General features: G+C 58.8%; 21 protein-coding genes. 9 read left to right on the forward strand and 12 right to left on the reverse strand.

All coding sequences use genetic code 11. The features are described 5' to 3' along the window. Positions 1–26: 26 nt before the first annotated feature. Both Z946_RS0118370 and Z946_RS0118375 read right to left on the reverse strand, forming a co-directional pair. Positions 27–896, reverse strand: a complete 870-nt coding sequence (locus Z946_RS0118370) for a DMT family transporter (protein ID WP_025057182.1) — start codon at positions 894–896, stop codon at positions 27–29. 75 nt (positions 897–971) lie between these two features. After that, positions 972–1391, reverse strand: coding sequence for a Fur family transcriptional regulator (locus Z946_RS0118375; protein ID WP_025057183.1), 420 nt, complete (start codon positions 1389–1391; stop codon positions 972–974). A gap of 337 nt (positions 1392–1728) precedes the next feature. On the opposite strand from Z946_RS0118375, the gene Z946_RS0118380 reads away from it, so the two are divergent. Beyond that, positions 1729–3048, forward strand: coding sequence for a DEAD/DEAH box helicase (locus tag Z946_RS0118380; RefSeq protein WP_025057184.1), 1320 nt, complete (start codon positions 1729–1731; stop codon positions 3046–3048). Positions 3049–3120: 72 nt separating this feature from the next. Here the strand turns inward: Z946_RS0118380 and Z946_RS0118385 are convergent, their stop codons facing one another. Further along, entirely contained in the window at positions 3121–3951 is an 831-nt protein-coding gene (locus tag Z946_RS0118385) for a tellurite resistance TerB family protein (protein ID WP_025057185.1), read from the reverse strand. A gap of 139 nt (positions 3952–4090) precedes the next feature. Between Z946_RS0118385 and Z946_RS0118390 the strand changes: the two genes are divergently transcribed. Next, positions 4091–4981 carry a DMT family transporter gene (locus Z946_RS0118390; RefSeq protein ID WP_025057186.1) on the forward strand — a complete coding sequence of 297 codons (891 nt, stop codon included), beginning with the start codon at positions 4091–4093 and terminating at the stop codon, positions 4979–4981. A 27-nt stretch (positions 4982–5008) separates the two neighbouring features. On the opposite strand, the gene Z946_RS0118395 is transcribed toward Z946_RS0118390, so the two are convergent. From Z946_RS0118395 to mazG, 4 genes are read right to left on the reverse strand one after another with little or no spacing between them, the layout of a single operon-like run. Continuing rightward, entirely contained in the window at positions 5009–6418 is a 1410-nt protein-coding gene (locus tag Z946_RS0118395; protein ID WP_025057187.1) for a protein adenylyltransferase SelO, read from the reverse strand. A gap of 4 nt (positions 6419–6422) precedes the next feature. Beyond that, on the reverse strand, positions 6423–6872 hold the full coding sequence (locus tag Z946_RS0118400) for a GNAT family N-acetyltransferase (RefSeq protein ID WP_025057188.1): 450 nt from the start codon (positions 6870–6872) through the stop codon (positions 6423–6425). Beyond that, a complete protein-coding gene (locus Z946_RS0118405) occupies positions 6869–7810 on the reverse strand; it encodes a nucleoside hydrolase (protein WP_025057189.1) in 942 nt (313 codons plus the stop codon). Before Z946_RS0118405 ends, Z946_RS0118400 begins: the two co-directional genes overlap by 4 nt. Before the next feature lie 56 nt (positions 7811–7866). After that, positions 7867–8694 (reverse strand): nucleoside triphosphate pyrophosphohydrolase, encoded by an 828-nt coding sequence (gene mazG / locus Z946_RS0118410; RefSeq protein ID WP_025057190.1) that lies wholly within the window; start codon positions 8692–8694, stop codon positions 7867–7869. A gap of 56 nt (positions 8695–8750) precedes the next feature. Here mazG and Z946_RS0118415 point away from each other — a divergent pair, with 56 nt between their 5' ends. Genes Z946_RS0118415 through Z946_RS0118430 form a run of 4 tightly spaced genes read left to right on the forward strand, consistent with a single transcriptional unit; the run spans position 8751 to position 12313 of the window. Then, positions 8751–9917 (forward strand): M20 aminoacylase family protein, encoded by a 1167-nt coding sequence (locus tag Z946_RS0118415; protein ID WP_025057191.1) that lies wholly within the window; start codon positions 8751–8753, stop codon positions 9915–9917. After that, entirely contained in the window at positions 9918–10883 is a 966-nt protein-coding gene (gene speB / locus Z946_RS0118420; protein WP_025057192.1) for an agmatinase, read from the forward strand. Beyond that, positions 10880–11827, forward strand: coding sequence for an agmatinase (gene speB, locus Z946_RS0118425; RefSeq protein WP_025057193.1), 948 nt, complete (start codon positions 10880–10882; stop codon positions 11825–11827). Before speB (Z946_RS0118420) ends, speB (Z946_RS0118425) begins: the two co-directional genes overlap by 4 nt. Before the next feature lie 48 nt (positions 11828–11875). After that, entirely contained in the window at positions 11876–12313 is a 438-nt protein-coding gene (locus Z946_RS0118430) for a DUF1499 domain-containing protein (protein ID WP_025057194.1), read from the forward strand. On the opposite strand, the gene Z946_RS21465 is transcribed toward Z946_RS0118430, so the two are convergent. Then, entirely contained in the window at positions 12254–12541 is a 288-nt protein-coding gene (locus Z946_RS21465; protein WP_152540598.1) for a hypothetical protein, read from the reverse strand. The two genes, Z946_RS0118430 and Z946_RS21465, sit on opposite strands and share 60 nt — an antisense overlap. Positions 12542–12603: 62 nt before the next feature. On the opposite strand from Z946_RS21465, the gene prfA reads away from it, so the two are divergent. The 3 genes from prfA to Z946_RS0118450 all read left to right on the forward strand — a co-directional run bounded on the left by prfA (position 12604) and on the right by Z946_RS0118450 (position 15299). After that, a complete protein-coding gene (gene prfA, locus Z946_RS0118435) occupies positions 12604–13659 on the forward strand; it encodes a peptide chain release factor 1 (RefSeq protein WP_025057195.1) in 1056 nt (351 codons plus the stop codon). Positions 13660–13676: 17 nt separating this feature from the next. After that, positions 13677–14492, forward strand: coding sequence for a peptide chain release factor N(5)-glutamine methyltransferase (gene prmC, locus Z946_RS0118440; RefSeq protein WP_025057196.1), 816 nt, complete (start codon positions 13677–13679; stop codon positions 14490–14492). Positions 14493–14702: 210 nt separating this feature from the next. Continuing rightward, positions 14703–15299, forward strand: coding sequence for a DUF4167 domain-containing protein (locus tag Z946_RS0118450; protein ID WP_025057197.1), 597 nt, complete (start codon positions 14703–14705; stop codon positions 15297–15299). Between the two features lie 46 nt (positions 15300–15345). Here the strand turns inward: Z946_RS0118450 and Z946_RS0118455 are convergent, their stop codons facing one another. From Z946_RS0118455 to Z946_RS0118470, 4 genes are read right to left on the reverse strand one after another with little or no spacing between them, the layout of a single operon-like run. After that, the gene (locus Z946_RS0118455) at positions 15346–15930 is read right to left on the reverse strand and encodes a hypothetical protein (protein WP_025057198.1); all 585 of its coding nucleotides are present in this window, start codon (positions 15928–15930) and stop codon (positions 15346–15348) included. Beyond that, positions 15927–16769 carry a 16S rRNA (adenine(1518)-N(6)/adenine(1519)-N(6))-dimethyltransferase RsmA gene (rsmA, locus tag Z946_RS0118460; RefSeq protein WP_025057199.1) on the reverse strand — a complete coding sequence of 281 codons (843 nt, stop codon included), beginning with the start codon at positions 16767–16769 and terminating at the stop codon, positions 15927–15929. Before rsmA ends, Z946_RS0118455 begins: the two co-directional genes overlap by 4 nt. Beyond that, positions 16766–17737, reverse strand: coding sequence for a 4-hydroxythreonine-4-phosphate dehydrogenase PdxA (gene pdxA, locus Z946_RS0118465; RefSeq protein WP_025057200.1), 972 nt, complete (start codon positions 17735–17737; stop codon positions 16766–16768). The genes rsmA and pdxA overlap by 4 nt, the downstream gene beginning before the upstream one ends. Beyond that, entirely contained in the window at positions 17734–18957 is a 1224-nt protein-coding gene (locus Z946_RS0118470; RefSeq protein WP_025057201.1) for a peptidylprolyl isomerase, read from the reverse strand. Before Z946_RS0118470 ends, pdxA begins: the two co-directional genes overlap by 4 nt. Positions 18958–18961: the final 4 nt, after the last annotated feature.

Genomic DNA, 18961 nt, shown 5'->3' on the forward strand with positions numbered 1-18961 from the left:
CCTGTGCACGGGCGGTGGGAAAGGCTTTAGGCGGGAACTGCAAGCCTGCGTTCGCGCCAGACGGTATAGATGCCGGAGGCTACGATGATGAATGCACCAATCAGTGTCAGCGCGTCGGGAGATTCGTCAAAGATCGTGACACCGATCACCAGTGCAAAAACCAGACGCGAGTACCGGAAAGGGGTCACAAAGCTCACCTCGCCCACGCGCATGGCTGCGACGATCCCGTAGTAGGCGAAAAGCCCGATAAACAGCGCGCCCAGAAAGAACAGCCATTGCACGCCACCGGGCAGCACGACCAGGCTGCCAGAGGCTGCCATCAATGCGGACCCGGCGGGGATCAGCACGACAAACCCCAGAAAGCTGAGCTGCATTGTGGAAAAGGTCGCGGGCGTGCGCCGCGTTGCCAGATCACGCAGAGCCAGCATGAAGACGCCGATCACAGCCAGAAGGGAGAGCGGCTGGAAACTGTCCATGCCCGGACGGATAATAAGCAGGACACCAAAAAGACCCACGCAGATGGCGCTCCATCGCCGCCAGCCAACGGGTTCGGCAAGAAACAGGGCAGCGCCCAATGTCACGACCAGCGGTGTGGCCTGCAAAATCGCAGAGGCGCTCGAAATCGGAGTGAGCGAGATGGCGGAAACAAAGGCCACTGTGCCGACCATTTCGCCCAGTGCCCGCAAGCCAATCGGTAACGAAAGCATATCGCGCGAGAAGAGGGCTCTGCCTTGCATCAGCACAACCGCGCCAAAGGCAAGTGATCCGCCGATACCCAACATAACAAGGATCTGGCCAACGCTCACCGTGTCGGACAGCAACTTGATAAACGAATCCTCTATGGCAAAGCCAAGCATGGCCAGCACCATCAGCACAGCGCCGCGAATATTGTCCATGGGGGAGTGTCCTTGCCTGTTTGCCCCTCAGATGACGGGTTTGCGGGGCAGGTGCAAGGGCAGGGAGGCGCGGTGCTATTCGCCCGGTTTCTTGGACGGCACACCGTAGAGTTCTAGCCGGTGTCCGCGCAGTTCATAACCCAGTTTTGCCGCGATCTTTTCCTGTAGTGCTTCGATCTCGGGATCTACAAATTCGATCACGGCACCGGAATTGAGATCAATCAGATGGTCATGGTGATCGCGCTCTGCATCTTCATATCGTGCACGTCCGTCGCCGAATTCCAGCTTGTCGAGAATACCGGCTTCTTCAAACAGTTTCACGGTGCGGTAGACCGTCGCGATCGAAATCGCAGCATCACGGCCCGAAGCGCGAGTATATAACTCTTCGACATCGGGGTGGTCTTCGCTGTCCTCAATGACTTGCGCAATGATGCGGCGCTGACCTGTCATGCGCAGTCCCATGTCTTCGCAGCGGGTGATGATGGTTTTCGGCATAACGGTACTCAAGCGTGGCGTGGCGTCTGATGTAGCGTCCTTTTGAGCGCGGTGCTACCTGCCTTTTTGCACAGCGGTTGACTTATGCGGTGTGATACCCCATTTGCACTATCAGCGATGCCTTCTGCCGCGTGAGCAGTGCCCGACCCGAAATGCGGTCCGGCTTCGACAGGCCCGCTGATGTTCCCAAAATCACGCGTGGGGCGCAACGCCTGCGGACAGATCGGTGGCATTTGGCCTCTTTCTGCGATCCGTTTTGGCGTGACCCTATGGGATGTCGCCTGGCACCCCCGATATGCGATGGCGTGTGGAATATCCGCGCGCGGAAAGAAGATATATGAGCGATTTCGATATGATGGGCCTGCCCGCCAAACTGGTGGCACGGCTGCATGAAATGGGTCTGAAAGACCCGACACCGATCCAGAAACAAGCCATTCCCCACGCCCTGAACGGCCGTGATGTGATGGGTCTGGCCCAAACAGGTACCGGTAAAACGGCGGCCTTTGGCGTGCCGCTGGTGGCACAGATGCTGGAAGACCCGCAGCGGCCCGCACCAAAACACGTACGTGCACTGGTCTTGGCGCCGACCCGTGAGTTGGCACAACAGATTATGCAAAACCTCAAAGGTTTCTGCGAAGGCACGCCGTTGAAGGCGCAGATGGTTGTGGGTGGCCAGTCTATTAATCCGCAGATCAACCGGCTGTCCAAGGGCGTCGATATGCTGGTGGCGACACCTGGCCGTTTGCTTGATCTGTTGGACCGTAAGGCTGTGCGGCTTGATGCGACCACTTTCCTTGTGCTCGACGAAGCGGACCAGATGCTCGACATGGGCTTTATCCATGACCTGCGGAAAATTTCGGCGATGATCCCCAAGAAGCGACAGACGATGCTATTCTCCGCCACAATGCCCAAGCTGATGAACGAGATCGCCAACAGCTATCTCAACAGCCCGATCCGCATCGAAGTCTCGCCTCCGGGCAAGGCTGCGGACAAGGTGACGCAAGAAGTGCACTTTATCGCCAAGGCAGAGAAAACATCCCTGTTGATCGAGCTGATGACCAAGCACAAAGGCGAGCGGGCGCTGGTCTTTGGCCGCACCAAGCATGGCTCCGAAAAGCTGATGAAGACGCTGGTAAAGGCGGGATTTGATGCCGCCTCCATCCATGGCAACAAAAGCCAGGGCCAGCGGGATCGCGCTATCGCAGGCTTCAAATCGGGCGAGATCACCGTGCTGGTGGCCACTGATGTGGCGGCGCGGGGGTTGGATATCCCTGATGTAAAACACGTCTATAACTATGATCTGCCAAATGTGCCGGACAACTATGTCCACCGGATCGGTCGGACTGCACGTGCCGGTAAAGACGGTGCTGCCGTGGCATTCTGCGCGCCGGACGAGATGGGCGAATTTATCGCGATCCAGAAGGTAATGAAAATCCGTATTCCCGTGGCCTCCGGCCGTGCATGGGAAGGGGACGAGATCGAAGAGAAGCCAAAGCAGCAGCGTGGCCGTGGTCGCGGTGGCAGACCCGGTGGCGGTGGTGGCGGACGTCCGTCCGGTGGCGGCGGTGGCGGTCAGGCCGCAGGCAAGCCCGGCGGCGGGCGCAGACGCCGGCGCGGTGGCGGCGGTGGCAAATCAGGCGGACAGCAAGCCGCTTGAGCCCCCTAAACAGGTAAAACGCAAAACGCCCCGGAGCATATCCGGGACGTTTTCTTTTGTCTGGTCAGAGGCTTAGGTGTAGAGCGACGGCACGCCCATCTGTGCGTGAATTTCATTCACTTCCGCTGCTTTCATGCCATAGCCTTGCGCAAGCTGGTGCAGGTACTGCGCCTCTTTCTGGGTATCAAGGTCGATACCCAAGACGGACATGGCGTAAATCTGCGGACCCATGCCTGCTGGCGTTTCGCGCACCAAGGCGTCGACATCTACAGGGGCCTGCAGCTGCGCCTGTACAAAAGCCGCTTCTTCCTGATTCACGTCACCAAGTTGATCAAGCAGCTTTTTCTTTTCTGCATCATCAAAGGTTCCGTCAGACTTTGCCGCCTGGATCATCGCAGCCAGCATAAGTCCTGCGGCAGCTTCCTGTTCCTGAGAAGGCTCGATCTCAGGCTCCGGTGTTGCGTCGAACTGTGAATTCAGCACGGCACCAAAGCTCTGGTCGTTGGTCTGGGGGCGATTGTTCATCGCACCGGTCAGGCCACCCAAAAGACCACCGCCGCCTGCTGCACCGGCCAATCCGCCGAGAAGTCCACCCAGACCGCCGCCCGTGCTGCCACCTGAACCACCGCCCAGTTGCTCCAACATACCGCCCAGACCGCCCGGCGCACCGCCAGCGCTGCCACCGGCACCGCCCAAAAGGCCGCCAAGCATATCCTGCAAACCGCCACCTTGTGCGCCACCCGCCGTGCGTGCGCCACCTGAGGCACCAGCCAGACCACCCAGTAATCCACCCAGACCGCCGCCGCTGCTTGCGCCGCCGCCGGAATTCTTCATCATGGCGCTTGCCCCTTTAGCAACGGCCACGCCTACAGCCACTTTGGCCAGTGTTTTCATCAAACTCATGCGGAATTCCCCCTGTTTCGAGTCGTTGAGGACACTGTGACATGTTTTCTGCCGGCCACGAGGGGAAAATAACGGACCTTACCGCAGCTTGCGTCTTTGGTCATTGACACGTCCATGAGGTTTCGCGTTCCTGATCGACGTGGAACGCAAAGATCATATGGACGCTTTTGGCGCTGCTGCGTTGATCGCCTTTGCCTTGCATCTCGCCTTTAATCAGGTGGTGATCAAGGTGACGTCGGGCGGCTTTGCACCGGTCTTTCAGGCGGGGTTACGCTCTGTCGGGGCGGTCGTTGTCCTGCTGATCTGGATGCGCTTGCGCGGTATCAGCTTTGGCATTCCGCGCAATGCTTTGGTCGGCGGCATCGTTTCGGGCCTCCTGTTTACCTTCGAATTCTTGTTCCTCTACTCGGCGCTGGATATTTCTACGGTGAGCCGGTCATCGGTCATCTTTTATACAATGCCGGTATGGTTGTCGCTGATGGCGCACTTCCTGTTTCCGGGTGAACGTTTGACGATTGCCAAGTCTGTCGGATTGCTGTTGGCGATGGGAGGGGTGGTGATCGCGTTGGCTGATCGCGGTGGCGGACAGGTCAGTTGGGCTGGTGATCTGATGGCGCTGGCATCGGCATTCTGCTGGGCGGGTATTGTGCTTTGCGTGCGTCTGACGCCCTTGTCAGCGGTGCCGCCTGCGCAGCAACTTCTGTTTCAGGTTGTCATTTCAGCGCCGATATTGTTGGGGCTGTCCGTTTTTCTGGGACCAATGATGCGTGATGTTGCTGCGATCCATGTCGCAGGTTTGCTGTTTCAGATCGTGGCAGTGGCCAGTCTCGGATTTCTGGTTTGGTTCTGGCTTATGTCGATCTATCCGGCATCATCGGTCGCGTCGTTCAGCTTTCTATCGCCTGTGGCCTCAGTCATCATGGGATGGCTGCTGCTGTCCGAGGACGTGGCCCCATCGGTCTGGGGGGCGCTCGTGCTGGTGGCGACGGGGATTTACCTGATCAACCGCAAGCCGCGCAATGCAGGTTAGCGTTCAGTCTGCAGCAGATTTGACAGGTCAGGTTCCGCAGAATGTAGCAGGCACGATTTCTTGCTGGGATGGGGGGCGTGCCAAGTTGGGGTCCGTCAGGTCATAGGGGGTGGCAAGCGCTTTCATCAGGCGTTCGAAGGGGGCCATGTCACCTGCGACAGCGGCGTCGATCATCTGCTCGATGCGGTGGTTGCGGGGGATGATTGCAGGGTTTGCGCTTTGCATAACAGCTTGCGCGTTTGGTGCGCTGTTCAACCTCACTTTCCATTTTTCTTCCCAAACTTCATATGCTTCACGATTTGCAAACTGATCTTTCGCGTCTCCTTTGCAAAGCGCGTAGAACGTATTTGCAAAATCTGCGCCGTCTGTCTGCATCAAACCCAGTACCTCTTCGATCAGGCCGGTGTCGCCGTCCTTGGGTGCGTCGATACCAATCTTCGCGGCAAAGCGTTTGAGCCAGCCTTGCTCCAGCAAATGGGGCATGGCGTGCACAATTTCCGTGGCCTCCTCGACGGCGGCTTCTTTGTCGTCCATCTGCTGGATAAGGCTGGTGGCAAGTTGCGCCATGTTCCAGACGGCAATACCGGGCTGTTCACCAAAAGCATAACGGCCCTGCGCATCGATGGAACTGAAGACACGGTTCTGGGCGAAGGCATCCATGAAAGCGCAGGGACCATAGTCGATGGTCTCTCCGGAGATGGCGCAATTATCGGTGTTCATAACGCCATGGATAAAGCCGACAGACATCCAGCGCGTCACCAGATCGGCCTGCGCTGCACAAACCGCGCGCAGCAAGTCCATCGGGCCGCTAGCATCTGGATAGTGCCGTTGAATGGCATAATCAGTGAGGGTCTTGAGATGGTCAACTTCGCCGCGGTGGGCAAAAACCTGAAAGGTGCCGACACGTAGATGGCTTTTGGCGACGCGGGTCAGAATTGCCCCGGGCAAGGCTCCTTGTTCGCGCCAGATGTCTTCTCCCGTGCTGACCGCCGCCAGCGCTCGGGTGGTTGGAATGCCAAGCGTATGCATCGCCTCGGACACGACGTATTCCCGCAGCACCGGACCAAGCCACGCACGTCCGTCGCCCATCCGTGAATAGGGGGTGGGACCGGAGCCTTTCAGTTGAATATCGCGGCGGATGCCGTCGGTGCCGATCACTTCACCCAACAGAATAGCACGGCCGTCGCCAAGCTGTGGGTTAAAGTTGCCAAACTGGTGCCCCGCATAAAGTTGTGCGAGCGGTGCTGCGCCTTGGGGTACTTTGTTACCGCCAAAAACAGCAGCAGCTTCGGTCAAATCACCAGTTTCGATACCTAGTAGTTTGGAGAGATCATCGTTGAAAGCCAACAGCTTGGGCTGTGACACTGAAGTGGGTTCAATTCGTGTATAGAACGCATCGGGCAAAGCGGCATAGCTATTGTCGAAAGGAATATGCATCTGCTCAAAGCACCCGTGACATGAACATATATTTTTCGCGTGGCGCGAAACCGGCGCGGCGGTAAAGCTTTAGCGCGGCAGCGTTATCGCGATCTACTTCCAGATGGATGGCACGTAGACCGCCCTCAGAAAGTGCGCGAGGCAAAGCGATCAATGCCTCGGTTGCAATCCCGCGCCCACGCACACCGGGCCTGATGTAAAGCTCGTCCACGATGGCATCCAATCCGCCGAATTCGACGGACCAGCCAAAGCAGATCACAATGTACCCGATAGGCGCACGCGCAGGGCCGATCAGATAGACAACACCGTAAGGCGAGCCACCCAGCAAAGGTTCGAGTGCCGCGCGTCGCGTTTCGTCGGTCTGGGTGATCCCTTCTTCGGCATGAAAAGCCGCGCACAGGGCTGCGATGGAATTCAGATGCTCGGGCTTCGCTAGCGTAAGGGCGGCGCTCATAGTCGGGCCAACCGTTCGGTCAGCAGTGCGAAAAAGCCGTCGGCGTCGAGGTCGCCGATAAAGAGCGCATTTGGCGCACGGTCTGTTACCCGCCACCAGTCAGCGACGGTCATGCCCATGGTCAGCTCTGACGTGGTCTCGATTTCTACGTTGATGTGGCGACCGGTGAAAAGATCGGGATTTATCAGATAGGCGGTGACACAAGGGTCATGCAAAGGGGCACCGGCGGATCCGTATTTTTCCTTGTCGAAACGTTCGAAAAAATCGGTCATTTGCGCCACGGCGATGCCAACTGGCGTGTCGAGCGCGCGGAACGCATCGTTGCGCGGCTTTGTCACAAGTGCCTTGTGCGTTACGTCCAACGGCATGACGACGATGGGTACACCTGATTTGAATACGATATCAGCGGCTTGCGGATCGACGTAAATGTTGAATTCTGCCGTGGGTGTAATGTTTCCACCCTCGAAATATCCACCACCCATAAGCACAATCTCGGCCACACGGGCGGCGATATCGGGGGCTTTTTCAAACGCTGTGGCGATGTTTGTCAAAGGACCAAGCGGGCAGAGAGTGATCGTGCCTGCGTCATGTGCGCGTAGTGTTTCGATAATAAAATCAACCGCATGTCCATCAGTCAGTGGCATGGTCGGGTCCGGCAGGTCGGGTCCATCCAGACCGGTTTTGCCATGAACATGCTCGGCCGTGACCAGATCGCGGCCCAGTGGCCGGTCGCAACCGGCATATACAGGCACATCCGTTCTGCCCGCTAACTCACAGACAATACGGGCATTTTTACTGGTAAGGTCCAATGGCACATTGCCCGCGACACAGGTGATGCCAAGAACGTCGATATCTTCGGGGCTGGCCAATGCCAGAAGGATTGCGACCGCATCATCCTGACCGGGATCTGTGTCGATAATGGTTTTGCGCGGTGCCATGAGATGTCCTTTTCGCAATTAGATAGGGGAATTCAGAGCCGAACAAAAGAGCCGCGTCATCCGTTGGCGGGTTTCGCCTTTTCCGCTTCTTTGACTGCGTCCCACAGGGCATCCATTTCTGCCAGATCGCTGTCAGCGGCCGTTTTACCCAGTGCGGCAAGGCGTTCTTCGACCCCTTCAAACCGCCGTATGAATTTGGTGTTGGTGCGGCGCAGGGCGGCTTCGGGTTCAACCCCGAGATGACGGCCCAGATTGGCCATGACAAACAAAAGATCGCCGAATTCTTCTTCGACCTCTGTCTGGGACAGGGTATCGCGCGCTTCGACAAGCTCGGCGGCTTCTTCGGTGATCTTGGCGATCACATCGCTGGTGTCGGGCCAGTCAAAGCCGACGCGGGCGGCGCGTTTTTGCAGCTTGTGGGCGCGTAACAGGGCCGGCAGTCCAACGGCGACGCCATCCAAGGCGCCGCCTTGCGCTTTGCCCGCGCGCTCTGCCGCTTTGATCGCCTCCCAGTCGGCGGTCTGCTGTTCTGCGGATTTCTCACGGCTTTCATCGCCAAAGACATGCGGGTGGCGAGCGACCATCTTGTTTGAGATATTGCGCACCACGGACTGAAAGGTGAAATGTCCGGCCTCTGCACCCATCTGGGCGTGATAGACCGATTGCAGCAATAGATCGCCCAGCTCGCCCTCCAGCTCGGTCCAATCGCTGCGGGCAATGGCATCAGCGACCTCATAGGCCTCTTCAATCGTATAGGGAGCAATGGAGGCGAAATCCTGCTCTATATCCCACGGACAGCCCGTCTGCGGATCGCGCAGGCGGCGCATGATTTCAAGCAGTCGTTCGATGCCTGCGTTTTCGTCATTTATCAGGTCGTCGGCCATTGTACGTTCTCCCGCTGTGGTGTCAGATAAGGTCAACCATTCAAAGGAGTCCACCCATGGCCGTGATCAACCGGATCGCCGATTTCGCAGAAGACATGACCGCGTGGCGGCGGCATCTTCACACGATCCCCGAACTCAGCTTTGACTGTCCCAAAACGGCGGCATTCATCAAGGAACGCCTAGAGGAAATCGGCGTGGACGAGATTCATGAGGGCATCGCGCAGACGGGTATTGTCGCGATTATCAACGGGACAGGAGACGGGCAGACGGTCGGGCTGCGCGCGGATTTTGATGCGCTGCCGATCGAAGAAGAGACTGGTGTTGATTATGTCTCTACGCATCCCGGCAAAATGCATGCCTGTGGCCATGACGGGCATACCGCAATGCTGCTGGGGGCTGCAAAATACATGGTGGAGACGCGCAATTTCTCTGGTCGCGTTGCATTGATCTTTCAACCCGCTGAGGAAGACGGCGGCGGCGCGCAGGTGATGTGTAACGAAGGCATGATGGATCGCTTCGACATTGCCGAAGTCTACGGGATCCATAACTATCCCGGTGCCGAATTCGGAGCGTTCTACACCACACCGGGGCCAATCATGGCAGCGGTGGATATGTTCACCATCACTATCAACGGGCGCGGCGGACATGGGGCGATGCCACATGAAACCGCCGATCCTGTGGTTGCCGCTTGTGGTATGGTGCAAGCCATCCAGACCATTGTGAGCCGCAACACGCCATCTGCCAGTGAAAAAGTTATCTCAGTCACACAAATTCACACAGGCTCAGCTAGTAACATCGTGCCTGACACTGCAATGATCAACGGCACCATCCGCACGTTTGACAAGGACGTGCAGGCCTTGATCCGTCGCCGGATGGAAGAGATCGTTGCGGGACAGGCGGCCAGCTACGGCGTGGAGGCATCGCTTGATTACGAAGTCGGCTACCCTGCGACAGTAAACGCGCCAGCAGAGACTGCCAAAGCCGCTGACGTTGCCCGCAAGGTTGTGGGCGATGCTAAGGTTGATGATGCTTTTCCCAAAGTCGCGGGATCAGAGGATTTCGCATATATGCTGGAAGAGCGGCCGGGGGCGTATCTTTTCCTTGGTGCGGGCGAGGGTGCGGGACTGCATCACCCCAAATACAACTTCAATGACGAGGTCGCACCGGTCGGCGCGTCCTTCTTTGCTCAGCTTGTTGAGCAGCTTCAGCCGGCGGCCAAATAAATGGGGTTGCAAGATGCAGCAAGCCAGGTCGATCAAGCTTTTACGCGGGATGACCTGAAGGGACCAAGTTTCGAGAATGCCTTTGGCGGGGCCACATCATTCCTGCGGCGCAAGTACACGAAGGACCTGACTGGCGTGGATATCGCCGTGACGGGTGTGCCGTTTGATCAGGCCGTGACGAACCGCACAGGCACACGTCTGGGGCCACGCGCCATCCGTGAGGCCAGCACATTGCAGCCCTACGATCCACCATACGGCTGGGATTTTGATGTGCTGAGCGAATTTGCCATCGCGGACTATGGGGATCTGGCGTTCGACTACGGGCATACATCGAAATTCCCTGCTGCGTTGACGGCGCATATCAAAGGAATTCTGGATGCGGGTGCGGCTTCGGTCACGCTGGGCGGAGATCACTATATCAGTTTTCCGATCCTAAAGGCCTACGCGGAAAAGTATGGTCCTATCAGCCTGTTACAGTTCGATGCTCATTCAGATACATGGCCGGATGACGACATGGACCGCATTGACCACGGCACGATGTTCTACAAAGCCGTGAAGTCCGGCATCGTAGATCCACTGACATCTGTGCAAGTGGGCATCAGGACAACCAATCCGGACACTTTGGGTGTGACGACAATTGACGCAGCAGAGGTCCACCGCAGAGGGCCGGAGGCCGCGGTGTCGCGGATCAAGGAAGTGTTGGGGGACAGGCCGTGCTACCTCACGTGGGACATTGATGCGCTTGATCCGGCCTATGCACCGGGGACCGGAACGCCGGTTTGGGGTGGGCTGACGTCTGCCCAAGGGGCCGCGATGTTGCGGGCCTTGGCAGGGATCAACATCGTCGGGGGGGATGTGGTTGAAGTGTCGCCGCCTTTCGATCCGACAGGTGCCACGGCGATTGCGGGGGCGCATGTGGCAACCGAAATCCTATGTTTGCTGGGTCACCGGATGAGGACGACATGAGCACCAAGAACCAGCCGATCAGCGGCAATGATCTGGCCCGGTTTTCCGGTCCGAATACCTTTATGCGGTTGCCGTCGGTTAACGACCTTAAGGGGCTGGATGTGGCGGTGCTGGGCATTCCGCTGGATATCGGCACATCTTGGCGGTCCGGCACGCGGTTCGGGCCAAAGCAGGTGCGCGCCGAAAGTGCGATGCTGCGGCCTTACAACCTGGCGACAGGTGCTGCGCCGTTTGATAGTTTGCAGGTTGCAGACATCGGCGATCTAGCCATCAATACGTTTTCGCTGAGCGAGAGTTTACGTATCATTGCAGAAAGTTACGATGCGATCTTGATGTCGGATGCCATGCCGCTTGCCATTGGCGGTGACCATTCGATGACGCTGCCGATCCTGCGTGCCATTGCCAAACGGCACGGGCCGGTCGCCCTTATCCATGTGGACGCCCATGCTGACGTGAACGACGAGATGTTCGGCGAGAAAGAGGCCCATGGCACCGTTTTCCGACGTGCGTATGAGGAAGGGCTGATCCAGCCCGCCAAGACCTATCAGATCGGCTTGCGCGGCACGGGCTATTCCGCAGAGGACTTCAAGGAAGCCGCCGGATGGGGTTTCCAGCAATTTCCGGCTGAAGAACTGTGGGGGCGGAGCCTGTCCACACTTGGCACGGAAATCCGCCGCGATATCGGCGATGTTCCAACATACGTGACCTATGATATCGACAGCCTTGATCCGGCCTATGCGCCTGGCACCGGCACACCGGAGATTGGCGGGCTGACCACACCGCAGGCGCTGCAACTGATCCGCGCGCTTAAAGGTTTGAACATTGTGGGCGCAGATCTGGTCGAGGTTTCGCCGCCCTATGACACGACAGGCAACACCGCGCTGACGGGCGCGAACATCCTCTATGAGATGTTGTGTGTCTTCCCCGGGGTCGTATACCGCTAGGGCTGCAGATTCGAATTTTGAGGCAGGATGAAGGCTAGGGGTGCGATGATGATTTTCTGGATTTTGGTGCTCGTTGTTATCGGCGTGTTTGCTTTCGTGCGGCTCGCACCCTCCGATCCACAGCGCTGGCACAGACAGTCGAACGTTGCGGGCATGGGGGAGAGTCGTCCTGCCTCCGGCTACGTTTGGCGGGAACCGGTAACCGATGATGGTCTTGCACGGCTGAAAGCGCTTGACGATGTAATACGCGACACGCCCCGCACAAAGGTGCTGATCGGATCGGTTGCGGAAGGCAAAATTACCTATGTAACGCGCTCGAAAGTCTGCGGTTTCCCTGACTATACGACCATCGGTATTTACGAGGGGCCCGTGCAGGGAGTGCAGACACGATACCTTGAGATCAACGCCAGACTGCGTTTTGGCAAGTCAGATCTTGGGGTAAACCGGAACCGAGTTCAGGGCTGGATTGCGTCCGTCGAGGGATGAGGACAGGCAGCCTTCCTGCACTTCGCGCCACATCGGCACGTTAAGCGACATCTGGCATTGCGCCATGAACATGCGCCCGTCTACTTGCAAACAAATCGTTTCGCCAAGCTCTACACGGTTGCGGCTTTTGTCGGTGCAATAGCAATCCACCGTCTTTCCACCGGGGTATGTCACGTCAGCCGCGGCGGGCAGGGACATTAGACTAAGAACGATTGCGAACTTTTTCATGATCGAATCATACCACAAAGCGGGTCTTGACCAAAGCCAATCCATAAGCGACAGGTGATCGCATGATACCCATGGACCGCCTTGCACAGATCACCCAGCGTTTTCAGTTTTTGGAAGCGTCCATGTCGGCTGGATCAGACGGGGCAGATTTCGCGGCTTTGGCGAAGGAGTACGCGGACTTACGGCCCGTTGTTGAACAAATCGAAGCCTATCGGGAATTGCTGGACGGACGCGCCGAATGCGAGGCGATGCTGGCCGATCCCGAGATGGCCGAGCTGGCACGGGACGAGATGGCCTCGATCAAAGAGGCGCTTCCCAAGGCGGAAGAGGCCTTGCAGATTGCGCTGCTTCCCAAGGATGCGGCAGACGCCAAGCCCGCGATGCTTGAGATACGCCCCGGTACTGGCGGCGACGAAGCAGCGTTGTTCGCAGCTGACCTTCTGCGCATGTACCAACGTTATGCGGAGGCCCGTGGTTGGGGTTTTGACATGGTCGAAGAACAGATGACCGAACTTGGTGGCGTCAAGGAAGTCGTGGCGCATATCACTGGCCAGAACGTCTTTGCCCGTTTGAAATATGAAAGTGGTGTGCACCGTGTGCAGCGTGTGCCGACCACGGAAAGTGGCGGACGGATCCACACGTCTGCCGCAACGGTTGCTGTCTTGCCGGAAGCCGAAGACGTTGACATTGAAATCAACCCGAACGATTTGCGCATTGATACGATGCGGTCATCGGGCGCGGGCGGGCAGCATGTGAATACCACCGATTCCGCCGTGCGCATCACGCACCTTCCTACGGGGCTTGTAGTCACCAGTTCCGAGAAATCCCAGCACCGGAACCGTGACAAGGCCATGCAGGTCCTCAAGGCGCGGCTTTATGATATGGAACGCAGCCGCGTGGATAGCGAACGTTCTGCGGATCGTGCTTCGCAGGTTGGATCGGGCGACCGGTCCGAGCGGATCAGGACCTATAATTTCCCTCAGGGCCGGATGACCGATCACCGGATCAACCTGACGCTCTACCGGCTTGATGCCGTTATGCAGGGCGATCTGGACGAGATTGTCGATGCATTGACTGCCGATGCGCAAGCGCGCCAGATGGCCGAGATGAACCAGTGAGCACCGCCGGCGAAGCGATGGCGGCAGCGGCTGCGCGGTTGCGGGCAGCAGGTGTGCCGGACCCTGCGCGGGACGCGCGGATGCTGTTGGCCCACGCGGCATCTGTTGATGCGGCCCGCGTGACCCTTATCGCACCCGAAGAAATTGCCCCCGAGATTGCCGAGCGGTTCGAGAACCTCATTTCTTTGAGAGCTGTGCGCGTGCCGGTGTCGCAGCTTGTGGGTTCCCGCGCATTTTATGGCCGTGACTTCCGTATCAGCCGCGATGTGCTTGATCCGAGACCCGAAACGGAAACCCTGATTGATCTGGCGCTAAGCGCACCCTTTGAGACGGTCCTTGATCTTGGAACCGGCTCGGGCTGTATTCTGGTCAGCCTGCTGGCCGAGAATACGGAGGCGCGTGGTGTGGGAGTTGATCTGTCCGAGGCGGCCTGTTTGCAAGCCAGCGCCAATGCGGTGATGCACGGTGTGGCTGCACGGGCGGACATCTACCAGTCTGACTGGTTCGCTGAGGTGCAGGGGCGTTTTGATCTGATTGTTGCGAATCCACCTTATCTGGCGATGGCTGAAATGGATGGTGTCGCACCTGAATTGCGCGATCACGAGCCGCACATGGCGCTGACGGACGGGCTGGACGGCTTGTCGGCCTACAGGATCATTGCACAACAGGCGCAAGGGTTTTTGACAACATCAGGCCGTGTGATGGTCGAAATCGGCTGGCAGCAAGGTGCCGCTGTGCAAGCAATTTTTCGCGATTCCGGTTGGGCTGGCGTTGATCTGGCGCTGGATCTCGATGGCCGAGCAAGGGTGGTTTGCGCGGGTCAACCAGCGTAAATCGGCTAATCTGCGCCACATTGGTCGAATTTATGCGGTTTTACTCTTGCCCCACGGGCCTGAGCGTGTTTATTCAAGTATGTTGCAGCGGTGGATGCCTTCGGCGGTCCCGCGCGGCTTATGCCCAACAATTCAGTGACCGGTTTTTTCGGCGCGTATATCGCACCATTCGGTATCAAAACAACCAGCACACAAGGCTGATATCTTTTCATGAAATCTACCAGATCACGGTCCCGGTCGAAGAATAGCCGCAACCGCAATAACAACAATCAGGGCGGCAATGTCGTCAACCGCGTTTTTGACAGCTCCGGTCCGGAGGGCAAGGTGCGTGGCACGCCAAGTCAGGTGATTGAAAAGTACAACCAGCTGGCCCGCGACGCGACCCTGTCGAACGACCGCGTGGCGGCAGAGAATTTCCAGCAGCACGCAGAACACTATCTGCGGATGTTGTCCGAAGCGCAGCGCGAACAGGACCAGCGCCGCGAAGAGCAGGAACGCCAGAACCGCGAGCGTCAGGCAGAGCGGGACCGCGAACGCGCGGAGCGTCAGGAGCGTGACAGCAATCAAGGTGGCGGCCAGCATGGCGGCAACCAGCCCCGCACGCCCGACGCAGGTGAAGCACCACAGCCAGAAGTGGAAGCGCCGGTTGAGAATACTTCGGCAGAAGACGATAGCGGTCTGGTCGAGACGCCAGAGAGCAAACCCAAGCCAAAGCGCGCGCCCCGGCGCAAGCCAAAGCCCAAGCCGGCTGCTGAAACCCCGCCGGAAGGCGGCGGCAACGACGATCAGCCCGAAGCGGCAGAATAATAGATATACAGATCAGGCTCCGTTCCATCGGGGCCTTTTTTGTGGCTCAGTCGGCGGGCAGGGGTGCCAATGAGCCTTCGGTGCGTTGCGCATACCGGATCAGACCGCGCTTCTCCAAAACAGCCTTGCGGCGCAGCCATTCGTAGCGCGTGTCGTCTCGCACCGGCGCCCAGAACAGCTTTCCGGCGTATCTCCACGGATCAATCACCACACCGTTTTCCATGACGTCGCCTTTGGCAACGATCACGAGCGTGCTGTGGTCGATCAGCAGCCGTGTTTCCGAATTGGCGATGGCGCGGGTCAGGCCCAGAGTACGGAAGTTCTCGGCACTCAGTCTGGCCTGCATGTCTTCGGCCCAGTGATAGCAAAGCCCGCGTGGCCGCAGCCCAGCGTTGACCTTCGCATTATGGATCAGCGCCGGATCAGTGATGCCGTAGGCTTGTGCCAGACGGAATGTTGTCTCGTATGACAGCGCCGCAGCACGCCGGGCCTCGGCAGGGTCAACATCGGGGGAAAGTGCCTGTAGCGATGCCGCCAATGCCGCAACATCACGGGCCGCACCCGGCTGGGGACCACGCGCCGAACAGGCCGAGAGCAGCGCTGTGCAAAGCAGGACGATCAGCAGCTTCACGCGCGCGCGACTTCCCGCGCCAAGGCGCAAAACCCTTCGAGCGGAATTTGCTCGGCTCGGTCAGTGGGCTTGATCCCTGCGGCAATAAGCCTGTCTTCGATGTCGGGGGCGATCCCCTTGAGGGAGGCCCGCAACATCTTGCGCCGTTGGTTGAAACCGGCAGCCACAACACGGCTCAGCACGGCCGCATCTGCGGGAAACCGTGGTTCGGGCAGGGCGGTCAGGTGAACAACACTGGAAGACACTTTAGGCGGGGGCGTGAAAGCACCGGGTGGCAGTTGCAAGACAATCCGTGCATCCGCCCGCCACTGCGACAGGATGGCAAGACGGCCATAGGCCTTCGAACCGGGCTGCGCCACGATGCGCTCTGCGACCTCGCGCTGGAACATCAGCGTCAGGCTTTGCCAGAAAGGCGGCCATTCTTTCGGTGTCAGCCAACGCACCAGAAGTTCGGTTCCGATGTTATATGGCAGGTTTGCGGCCACGCGGATCGGTAGCGTCAAATGTGCCAGCGGGTCAATTTCCAGCGCATCGCCTTCGACCACCGTCAGACGGCCGGGATAGGCAGCAGCGACATCGGCTAAGGCGGGCAGGCAGCGGGTGTCCTTTTCGATGCTCAGCACGTGGCGCGCGCCTTCGGACAACAGTCCGCGGGTCAAGCCACCGGGGCCGGGGCCGATCTCAAGCACATCGCATTCCGTCAAATCCCCTGCCTGACGCGCAATCTTGGCCGTCAGGTTCAGATCAAGCAGGAAGTTCTGGCCCAGCGATTTGCGTGCAGACAACCCATGGGTAGCAATCACTTCACGCAGCGGCGGAAGGGTGTCGATCACACTCATGCGGAACCCGCCATTTTTTGCGCCATCTTCAGCGCCTCAATCATGCTTGCCGGATTGGCAATGCCGCGTCCTGCGATATCGAAGGCAGTGCCATGGTCCGGCGATGTGCGGATAAACGGAAGACCCAGCGTGACATTCACACCCTTGTCGAAATCGAGCGTCTTGATCGGAATAAGCGCTTGATCGTGATACATCGCAATGGCTGCGTCATAGCGGCTGCGGGCGGCGGCATGAAACATCGTGTCGGCGGGCAGAGGTCCGCTAAGCTCGAACCCTTCGCTGATCATCTCAGCGACCAGCGGTGCGATCCACGCGTCCTCCTGCTTGCCCATCGTGCCACCTTCGCCTGCATGGGGGTTCAGGCCGGCGATGGCAAGGCGGGGTGCCTTGATACCGAATTGCGTTTGCAGGCCAGCATGGGTGATCTCGATCACGCGGCGCAGGCGTGCTGGGGTGAGCTGAAGCGGGACCTGATCCAGTGCGATGTGGATCGTGGCGGGCACGACGCGCAGCTGTTCGGACGCCAGCATCATCACAACCTCGTCTACGCTACCAAGAGCGGCGAGGTATTCCGTATGACCGGGATAGGCAAAACCGGCACCATCCTTGAGCGCTTTCTTGTGGATTGGCGCAGTGCAGAGGGCAGATGCCGCGCCATCGCGCACCAACGACACGCCAAGAGCGATCATATCAATGACATGGGCAGCGTGAGCCGGATCGGGTTGGCCTGCTACGGCGGGTGATCCGAAATCCCGTGCGATCACCGGCAATACATCAGGGCTAAGACCCGCGGCTTCTTGCGGCTGTGTGATAACCTGATGCGCAACGCCTTCCGGCAGATGGGCGGGGTCGCCCAACCAAACCAAAGGCACCTCTCCGGCGAGGGCCGCCCATGCACGGGCAGCGACTTCGGGCCCGATCCCTGCGGGTTCGCCGCAGGAGATCACGACCGGCAGCGGCTGGGTCATTGCACCACGATACGCGCATCGGCGCGCAGCTGCTCCATCAGGACGTTGGCAAAGCCCTGCAACTGGTCCTGGCGCAAACGGCTCTGAACATCTTCGCGGCTGGCCTCGGAATTGCTTTCAGCGACGCGGTCACAGAGCATCAGAAACACCAGCGTTTGGCCGTTGTTGCGTGTGAGTGCTGTCGAGACTTCGTTTAGGTCCAACTTGGCCAGTTCGATGCCAAAATCCTGTGCGATCTCGGCGGGTGCTTTGGTCTCGCGGTCCAGTGTGCTTTCGGGCTGGCCTTGCGCGATGCCGTAAAGGTCATCGCAAACGTCGACCTGGCCGCGCAGGGTTTGTGCCGCAGCAAGTGTTTCGGGGCTGCGACCACCGGCCATGTAATAGGCGGCATATTCGATTTCTGAATAGCGCCGTGCGGGGGCTCCGGTTTCTTCGATGCCACGCAGTTGGAACAAAGCCACGGCGTTCGGGATCGGAAGCGGTGCGGATACGTCGCCCGGTCCCAATGCAAGCAGGATGGGATGCAGGGCAGGCGGCAGGTTTTCAAGAGGTGTCCATGGCATACGGCCTCCGCGACCGCGCGAGGCGGTAGCGGAATACTGGCGCGCATAATTCGAGAATTCACCCTCGGACGTGGATTGCGAAATTCGTTCGGCCAGCGCTGTAACCCGTGCAGCGTCACGCGGCGGGGCGGGGATGATGATCTCTGACAACAGAACACGAATGCCGTCGGCGCTGCCGCGTGTGTTGCCCAACGCGCGGTCGATGTCCTGCTCGGTGACATTGACGCGGCGCAGGTATCGCGCGCGGATCAGTTCCCGCCAGCCCAACGTGTTGGATACGAAGTCCCGCAGGGTGGTGCGGTCAACGCCCGATTGCTCAAGCGCCTTGATGAATTCATCTTTGGTAAGGTTGGCGCGACCTGCAAACTCTTCGAGCCCTTCTTCAAGCCCTTCTGGCGTCAGCTCAAGCCCCGCGTCGGCCACGGCACGCGCGCGCAGGCGGTCGTCAATCAGGGATTGCAGTGCGCTGTCATAATCCGATCCGGGTGCATTGAGCAGCTTCAGAAAGCTCTGGCGCTGCTGGACCTCAAAGCCTGTGACAACGGTATCGTTGATCCGTGCCACCGGCTTGAACAGGTTTTGCGCATGCAGGCTGTGCGGTCCAAAGGCCAGAAGCCCCGCGACAGCAAGTCCTTGGATCAGTCGGGAAAAAGTCATCGTG

Source organism: Sulfitobacter noctilucicola, from assembly GCF_000622385.1.
GTDB classification, from domain to species: Bacteria; Pseudomonadota; Alphaproteobacteria; order Rhodobacterales; family Rhodobacteraceae; genus Sulfitobacter; species Sulfitobacter noctilucicola.

Coding starts and splice junctions, on each gene's coding strand:
- Z946_RS0118370 (WP_025057182.1), bottom strand. CDS start 896: ATGGACAATATTCGCGGCGCTGTGCTGATGGTGCTGGCCATGCTTGGC.
- Z946_RS0118375 (WP_025057183.1), bottom strand. CDS start 1,391: ATGCCGAAAACCATCATCACCCGCTGCGAAGACATGGGACTGCGCATG.
- Z946_RS0118380 (WP_025057184.1), top strand. CDS start 1,729: ATGAGCGATTTCGATATGATGGGCCTGCCCGCCAAACTGGTGGCACGG.
- Z946_RS0118385 (WP_025057185.1), bottom strand. CDS start 3,951: ATGAGTTTGATGAAAACACTGGCCAAAGTGGCTGTAGGCGTGGCCGTT.
- Z946_RS0118395 (WP_025057187.1), bottom strand. CDS start 6,418: ATGCATATTCCTTTCGACAATAGCTATGCCGCTTTGCCCGATGCGTTC.
- Z946_RS0118400 (WP_025057188.1), bottom strand. CDS start 6,872: ATGAGCGCCGCCCTTACGCTAGCGAAGCCCGAGCATCTGAATTCCATC.
- Z946_RS0118405 (WP_025057189.1), bottom strand. CDS start 7,810: ATGGCACCGCGCAAAACCATTATCGACACAGATCCCGGTCAGGATGAT.
- mazG (WP_025057190.1), bottom strand. CDS start 8,694: ATGGCCGACGACCTGATAAATGACGAAAACGCAGGCATCGAACGACTG.
- Z946_RS0118415 (WP_025057191.1), top strand. CDS start 8,751: ATGGCCGTGATCAACCGGATCGCCGATTTCGCAGAAGACATGACCGCG.
- speB (WP_025057192.1), top strand. CDS start 9,918: ATGGGGTTGCAAGATGCAGCAAGCCAGGTCGATCAAGCTTTTACGCGG.
- speB (WP_025057193.1), top strand. CDS start 10,880: ATGAGCACCAAGAACCAGCCGATCAGCGGCAATGATCTGGCCCGGTTT.
- Z946_RS0118430 (WP_025057194.1), top strand. CDS start 11,876: ATGATTTTCTGGATTTTGGTGCTCGTTGTTATCGGCGTGTTTGCTTTC.
- Z946_RS21465 (WP_152540598.1), bottom strand. CDS start 12,541: ATGAAAAAGTTCGCAATCGTTCTTAGTCTAATGTCCCTGCCCGCCGCG.
- prfA (WP_025057195.1), top strand. CDS start 12,604: ATGATACCCATGGACCGCCTTGCACAGATCACCCAGCGTTTTCAGTTT.
- prmC (WP_025057196.1), top strand. CDS start 13,677: ATGGCGGCAGCGGCTGCGCGGTTGCGGGCAGCAGGTGTGCCGGACCCT.
- Z946_RS0118450 (WP_025057197.1), top strand. CDS start 14,703: ATGAAATCTACCAGATCACGGTCCCGGTCGAAGAATAGCCGCAACCGC.
- rsmA (WP_025057199.1), bottom strand. CDS start 16,769: ATGAGTGTGATCGACACCCTTCCGCCGCTGCGTGAAGTGATTGCTACC.
- pdxA (WP_025057200.1), bottom strand. CDS start 17,737: ATGACCCAGCCGCTGCCGGTCGTGATCTCCTGCGGCGAACCCGCAGGG.
- Z946_RS0118470 (WP_025057201.1), bottom strand. CDS start 18,957: ATGACTTTTTCCCGACTGATCCAAGGACTTGCTGTCGCGGGGCTTCTG.